This is a genomic window from Caldithrix sp. (genome assembly GCF_056497305.1).
In genome coordinates this window covers 1-6,773 of the sequence record NZ_JBSMDE010000101.1, presented here as the reverse complement: position 1 = coordinate 6,773, position 6,773 = coordinate 1, and the positions used below count along the sequence as shown (strand labels likewise).

General features: G+C 47.5%; 6 protein-coding genes. 1 reads left to right on the top strand and 5 read right to left on the bottom strand.

Features of this window, described 5'->3' with window-relative positions:
* Window positions 1-289: 289 nt before the first annotated feature.
* Window positions 290-1,036 carry a UDP-2,3-diacylglucosamine diphosphatase gene (locus ACWB0I_RS08745; RefSeq protein ID WP_479387675.1) on the bottom strand — a complete coding sequence of 249 codons (747 nt, stop codon included), beginning with the start codon at window positions 1,034-1,036 and terminating at the stop codon, window positions 290-292.
* A 95-nt stretch (window positions 1,037-1,131) separates the two neighbouring features.
* On the bottom strand, window positions 1,132-1,473 hold the full coding sequence (locus ACWB0I_RS08740; RefSeq protein ID WP_479387674.1) for an ArsR/SmtB family transcription factor: 342 nt from the start codon (window positions 1,471-1,473) through the stop codon (window positions 1,132-1,134).
* A gap of 148 nt (window positions 1,474-1,621) precedes the next feature.
* Here ACWB0I_RS08740 and ACWB0I_RS08735 point away from each other — a divergent pair, with 148 nt between their 5' ends.
* Window positions 1,622-3,790, top strand: a complete 2,169-nt coding sequence (locus ACWB0I_RS08735) for a Tex family protein (RefSeq protein WP_479387673.1) — start codon at window positions 1,622-1,624, stop codon at window positions 3,788-3,790.
* Between the two features lie 270 nt (window positions 3,791-4,060).
* On the opposite strand, the gene ACWB0I_RS08730 is transcribed toward ACWB0I_RS08735, so the two are convergent.
* The 3 genes from ACWB0I_RS08730 to ACWB0I_RS08720 form a co-directional block, all read right to left on the bottom strand.
* Window positions 4,061-4,810, bottom strand: coding sequence for an SdiA-regulated domain-containing protein (locus ACWB0I_RS08730; protein ID WP_479387672.1), 750 nt, complete (start codon window positions 4,808-4,810; stop codon window positions 4,061-4,063).
* Window positions 4,807-6,117 carry a lamin tail domain-containing protein gene (locus ACWB0I_RS08725; RefSeq protein ID WP_479387671.1) on the bottom strand — a complete coding sequence of 437 codons (1,311 nt, stop codon included), beginning with the start codon at window positions 6,115-6,117 and terminating at the stop codon, window positions 4,807-4,809. Before ACWB0I_RS08725 ends, ACWB0I_RS08730 begins: the two co-directional genes overlap by 4 nt.
* 12 nt (window positions 6,118-6,129) lie before the next feature.
* The coding region (locus ACWB0I_RS08720) for an OprO/OprP family phosphate-selective porin (RefSeq protein ID WP_479387670.1) at window positions 6,130-6,773 on the bottom strand (644 nt) is incomplete at its 5' end.

Sequence of the window (6,773 nt, the reverse complement as noted above, 5' to 3'; positions counted from 1 at the left end):
TAAGGGCGAAGCATTTTCCTGAAGGTTGTTCCAATTAGCGCAACCTCTTTGTGTAAAAGTTAAAATCGTTCTTGAGAAAGACTTTGCAAAAAATGCTTCGCCCTTACAACGTCTCGAGCTGAAGCTCGAGTTACGTTGCGTTTGCGAATTGTCAGCAAGTGTAAGGGATTCTCAGAATGACACATCGGCACGGGCCTTCACCGCCCGGGCATCACTTGCCCCTTTACAGAATAATTCGTAATTCGTAATATTTAATTAAGGAGTGCTCTTTTGTGCACTCTGTAGCCAATTAAAGGTTGCGGTTTCGGTTTCGCTGCCTCAGGGTCTTTAACTTCAGATCCTTCCCATCAAACACAGCATAGGTGTAATTAATGATCCAGTCGCCCAAATTGACATATTTTTTAGCATCCACTTTGTGCACCAGTGGATTGTGGCGATGGCCCATGATCACATAATCGTACCCTTCAGCAAACTTCTGCTCTGCAAATTGGATGTAGGCCTCTTCCGAACGGTTTTGAAGATCGGTCTGATTGTACTTGCGGCTGGTTCCGGAAACCAGTTTGGCCAGGCGGATTCCAAAATCGGGGTGAATAAGGCGGAACAACTTCTGGTTAAATGGATTTCGTAAAATGCGTTTTAAAAAACGATAGCCTTTATCCTCCGGATCAACGCCGTCGCCGTGAAGAATGAAAAAACGTTTTCCATTTAATTCGACTACCGCTTCGTCGGCATAGGTTTTAATGCCTAAATTGAGATCAAAAAAACGGCCTAAGGCAAAATCGTGATTCCCGGCTAAATAGTGCATTTGCACCCCTTTTTCCCGTAATTTGCTTAATAACACTAAAATGGGAAAATATTGTTTCGGAATGACAGTGCGGTACTCAAACCAGAAATCGAAAAAGTCACCCACCACAAAGAGATGTGTGGCATCCTGTAACATCAGTTTAAAAAGCTGTTCAACGTTTTGCAGTTGTTCCTGAGGATCTTCGATCTCCCTGGCTCCGAGATGCAAATCAGAAATAAAATAAGCCTTCATCCATTTCCTTTTCCTGTTTTCAGGTTAAAAAAATTAACGAATTATTGTATGAGAAGCAAAAAGACAGATTGCAAAGAAAAGCGAAATTTCCGATTTCAGGTCTGGCAGATCGTACCCCGATCCACCCCTTTAACCTTTTGTCTGTCCTGCAAAATGATCTTTTCTGCAGGCAGCCAGGTTTTAAGCAGCGGGAGCAAATCGGCCACGTAACCGCTGGCCTGTTCATTCAAGCGGTAATTCACCCACTTGCCTTCTTTTTCATCCACAATAAATCCCGCATCTCTCAAAATGGACAGGTGTTTGGATACCGTTGAAGTGGCTAAGTCCAGTATAGAGGTGATCTCACAAACGCACAGCGGCCTTATCTGCAGCATTTTTAAGATGCGCAAACGGTTTTGATCGGACAGGGCTTTAAATATTTTGACCAGGTGGCGCATATTTTCTCCTTTCTGAATTGCAAAAATATCAATCTTTTAGCAAGTTGTCAAACATCTCTGCAGTAAATTTCCGTTGCATGTAAACGACAATTTTTTAAATTAGCGGGACTGTTAACAGAAAGTTAAACCATAATCACACAGAGGAGTTATGACAGAGCTTGAAATGATTCGTTTGGTCGCGGATGAACTTAATCTGAAGGCCCTACAGGTAAAAAACACCATAGAACTGTTAGACACCGGCAACACGGTGCCCTTTATTGCCCGTTATCGTAAAGAAGTGACCGGTTCCCTGGACGAAAACCAGATTCGTGCCATTCAGGATCGGATGCAATACCTGCGCGCTCTGGAAGCCCGCAAGGAAACCATCTTAAAATCCATTGAAGAACAGGGCAAACTGACGCCGGAATTAAAAGAAAAAATCCAGCGGGCAACCAAACTGCAGGAAGTAGAAGACCTTTACCTGCCTTACAAACCCAAAAAACGCACCAGAGCCACAGTGGCTAAAGAAAAAGGACTTGAACCACTTGCTGAAATAATTTTAAAGCAGGAACTAACCGAAGGTTCAGCAGAAGAGATTGCCGTTAAATTTGTCAATGAAGAAAAAGAAGTGCGTACCGTGCAGGAAGCCCTGCAGGGGGCTATGGATATTGTTGCCGAGGTGATCAGTGACGATGCAGAAGTGCGCAAACAGATCCGCGAAGCAACGTTTAAAAGCGGATTGCTGCAAAGTTCGGTAAAACAGGCCGAAGAACGGACGCCTTACGAAATGTACTACGATTACAGCGAACCGGTAAGCCGCATTCCACCGCACCGCATTCTGGCTATTAACCGCGGCGAGAACGAAGGCGTTCTTAAGGTAAGCGTTGAGGTGGACCAGGACAAAATGATCTCCATGATTGAAGCCCTGTACATCAAAAACGAGCGATCGGTTTTCATCGATTACCTGCGAAAAGCCATTACAGACAGTTTTACGCGCCTGATTTTCCCCTCCATTCAACGCGAGGTGCGCAGCGCCCTGACCGAAAAGGCCGATGAACACGCCATTGGCGTTTTTGCTGAAAATTTACGCAATTTGCTGTTGCAGCCGCCCGTTCGGGGCAAAATAATCATGGGCATTGATCCCGGATTCAGAACCGGTTGCAAAGTGGCCGTAATTGATCAGACCGGTAAGTATCTGGAAGGAGCCACCATCTACCCTCATCCTCCCCAGGAGAAATATCTGGAAGCCAAGTCCATTGTGCGTACCCTGGTCAACCAGTACCAGGTTGACGTCATCGCTATCGGCAACGGTACAGCCAGCCGCGAAACAGAGATGATGGTCGCCGAGCTGATCCGCGAGATGAAGGACGAACGCAAGGTAGAATACATTATTGTGAACGAAGCCGGAGCTTCGGTTTACTCTGCCTCAAAAGTAGCCCAGGAAGAGTTTCCTGATCTAGAAGCAGCCATGCGCGGTAACATCTCCATTGCCCGACGTTTACTCGACCCTCTGGCCGAGCTCGTAAAAATCGATCCCAAGCACATCGGTGTGGGGCTATACCAGCACGATGTCAATCAAAAACGGCTGGCCGAAGCCCTGCATCAGGTGGTAGAATCGGCTGTGAATATGGTAGGCGTTAATGTCAATACCGCTTCTGCTTCGTTATTAAAATATGTTTCCGGCCTGACCAGTCGTACGGCCACCAGTATTGTCAAATACCGCGATGAGCACGGCCCGTTCCGTAATCGTGAAGAGATCAAAAAGGTGGAGGGAATCGGCGAGATCGCCTTCCAGCAGGCCGCCGGATTTTTACGCATTCCCGACGGAGACAATCCACTGGACAATACCAGCATCCACCCGGAATCTTACGAAGCCACACGCAAGCTGCTAGAAAAATTTCAGATTCAGGATATTCACCAGGGCGGCAAATTGTTGCGTCTAAAGATCAAACAGGAAAACGTGGATATTGCTTCCTTACTCGAAGAACTGGGCATCGGCGAACCGACCTTTAACGATATTCTGGACAACCTGGAAAAACCGGGCCTGGACCCACGCGATGAGTTACCCAGACCAATCTTTAAAAGCGACGTGCTGAAGATGGAAGACCTGCGCGAAGGCATGATTTTAAAAGGCACGGTACGCAACGTGGTCGATTTTGGCGCTTTTGTGGATATTGGCGTTAAACAGGATGGCCTGGTACACGTCAGCCGCATGGCCAAAAAATTTGTTAAAAATCCCTACGAACTGCTTTCCGTGGGCGATGTAATTGAAGTGAAAGTGGTTTCCATTGATCTGGAACGGGGGCGCATCGGGCTTTCCATGGTGCTGGACGAATAGGCAATTAAGATACTTCCTTCAATAGAATTAGCTCAATGGCTGGATGCGAAAAATTTTTTGCCGCTTAAAATATTTAAAATGGGTTAAGAAACCATTGAGAATAACTGGCGAGTAATAGCCCTCCCCCGGCCCGATTTTTCGCAAAACGTGGCTAGGTGCAAAAGGCTGGGGGGGTAAAAAACTTAATTCCACAATATTTGTGTATTGTTTGTATGCTATGATATTTGCTTCTATCGCTGTGGAATGGTTCTGGATAAAAGCCTGGCTTTCTCAGTTTTCCATTTTAAACACATACAACTTTGATTGTGGATCGCTCACAATGTAAACCAATTTTCTATTAAAATCTATGGCAAGCCCTTCCGGCCCAGAAACGCCAAGTTGATATTGAGAAATAAGGCCGGTATTGCTGTCCCACAAAAAGAGCCTTTCATCCTGATCGCTCAGAATCCAGAAACGATTCAGAAGAGTATCTGCCCAGAGACCTGAACAATCTGTAGCAAAAGACAGTTTTTTTTGTAGACGAATAGAAAAATGCGCATCCAATGCCAGAAAAAGCGCGGGTTTCTTTTCTTTAATGGTAAAACAACGATTCTCAGAATCAAAGCAAATGCCTTCCAGGCCGTTGTTATCGTTTCCTTCTAAAATGCGATGGCGCTGTAACTCTCTTCCTGTGGAGTCCACTTCAACTAACTCCCTGGAGCGTTCTTCGGTCACCCACAGAGTTTGATTCTTGAGATCAATAGCAATGCCTTCCAGGTCATTCCCCTCATACGAAAGCGTTTGCAAAATTTTTCCGCTCAAATCCATTTGAAATATATGATTGCTGTGGTCGCTCACCACCCAGAGCGTGTTTCCATCTCCTGATAACGCCAGGCCCGAAGGCTCCTCAATGTCCAGCGCGTATTGGTTCAGCAATGTTAAAGAATGAACCGGAATTTCGGTCTCTTCCGGTTCATTCAGGGAACACTGAATTAGCTGAAAAAACATCATGAATAGTAGAAAACATTTACTCCATTTCATTGATGATTGGAAGCTCCTGGCGTAGGATTGGTAAAGGTTACCCAATTTGAGCTACCATCGGGAAGACGCCCCATCGAAACATCCGTGGTTTGCTCACCAAAGCTGAGAGAATCGATAACTGTTGTACCATTGGGTGCTGTAAGGACAATATCTTCACCACTACTGGAAAGTTTTATTTTAACATGCAGAACTCCCTGTTCAGGTTGCTTATCGGCCCAAAGCAGTAAAAACCCACCTGGAGGGATGGTAGTTGCTGCCGAATCGGTGGATGGAATTTGCCAGGCGGTAAGATCGCCTTTATCATCCGAAATGTACATGCCGCCGATGTTAATTGGTCTGGATTCGGCGTTGTAAATTTCGATCCAGTCGTCATACTCCCCGTTTTCGTCGGCGTTGCTGGAATCGTTGCTGGCCAGAAACTCGTTAATGAACAGAGCGGGCGGCACATAGCCCACTTCAAACGACAGAGTATCGGAGCGGGTGGAATGGTCTGCCTGGTCGCTGGCCACGATGTAAAAAAAGACGCGTGTGCCATCGGCAAAGGGGCCTAACTGCGACGAAAACACAGAGTCGTTTTCAGCCGTCATGGCAACGGTGGTATTCAGGGAATCGGCCGCTCCATAGGTCAAAGAAACCTGCGCCAGGTCTCCATCCTCATCAACGATTTGCGCCCGGATGGTCACCACATCTCCGGCGTTGATGGTGTCCGGCAGCACCTGAATGGTTTTGATGGTTGGCGGAACAGAGGTCTCTCCCGGCACATTGGGCGCGCCGGGCGTGGGAGTGGTAAATCTCTGCCAGTCTGTTCCGCCGTCCGGCACGCGCCCCATGGAGACATCGGTTTCCTGCGCTTCGAAGGTGTATTGGTCAACCACGGTGTAGCCGTCCGGTTCGGTGAGCACAATATCCTCGCCGCCGCTGGACAGTTTGAAATCGAGATGCGCAACGCCCTGTTCAGGCTGTCCGTCGGCCCACAGTACAACAAAGCCATGGGGCAAAATCTTCAAATCGGCCGTAAGGGGAATCTGAAACTTTTTAGGATCCGATTGGTCGTCGGACAGGTAAAATCCAGCCAGAGAAACGGTGTCTTCACTGCCATTGTACAGTTCGATCCAGTCGTCGTATTCGCCGTTTTCATCCGTACAACAGGCGTCGTTGCTGGCCATAAATTCATTAATAAAAAGCTGGTAAGCGCTTTGATGCGGCGGTGTTTCCTGGTCGGCCGAAACGGTGTCGTCAAGTTTACACCCCGCCATTGCCAGGATCATTACCAGAATGATTGTCGAAATGATATTAAGCGTTTTCATCAGGCCCTCCTTTTAAAAAAAGAATTTAGTCATAAACTGAACATACGAGAACTGATCGTCGCCTACAAAGCCGTTGCCCGTGGCATTGGGCGAGGTGGCAACATAAGTGTAATTGAGTTGAAAAACCATATTGGGATTTGGATACCAGTTTAGCCCCAGGGTGTAGTTATTGGCGCGGCCGCCTAAAATGCCGGCATCGGTATCGGAAAGATTTAAATGGCTGTAGCGCAAGCCAACCTCCCAGGCGCCTTTTTTAACATCTTTTGGAATTAACTGCGAAAATTCGCCCTGGGTTTTGTCCCAGTGCCGCGCTTCGCCCGTGATGCTCCACAACAAATACACGTATCCGGCGGAAAATTGCGCCTCAGGCAGATTTTGCAGGCGGCTGAGACGCACCAGGTTGTATTCGCCCTGTAAGTGAAAATTGCGGTAAACGGCGGCGCCTTCTAAACCCAGACGTGTCGTGTAATCCACGTTTCGAATGTAATCGGTATCCAGAATCTCCACATCGCCGATCTTGGTCTCCGGGTCGCTGTCGAACTGAACGATGTTGGATTGATCGTCCGGTTTGGTCCAGGCTGCGGAAATACCGAGATGGAGAATGGTCGTTGCGTTCTGCACCGGAGCGCTTGCCAGTCGAGCGGCAACGCCTCCGC

What these genes read in the sequence shown, in the direction of transcription:
- ACWB0I_RS08730 (WP_479387672.1), bottom strand. Translation starts at nt 4,810, where the DNA reads ATGAAATGGAGTAAATGTTTTCTACTATTCATGATGTTTTTTCAGCTA.
- ACWB0I_RS08725 (WP_479387671.1), bottom strand. Translation starts at nt 6,117, where the DNA reads ATGAAAACGCTTAATATCATTTCGACAATCATTCTGGTAATGATCCTG.
- ACWB0I_RS08735 (WP_479387673.1), top strand. Translation starts at nt 1,622, where the DNA reads ATGACAGAGCTTGAAATGATTCGTTTGGTCGCGGATGAACTTAATCTG.
- ACWB0I_RS08745 (WP_479387675.1), bottom strand. Translation starts at nt 1,036, where the DNA reads ATGAAGGCTTATTTTATTTCTGATTTGCATCTCGGAGCCAGGGAGATC.
- ACWB0I_RS08740 (WP_479387674.1), bottom strand. Translation starts at nt 1,473, where the DNA reads ATGCGCCACCTGGTCAAAATATTTAAAGCCCTGTCCGATCAAAACCGT.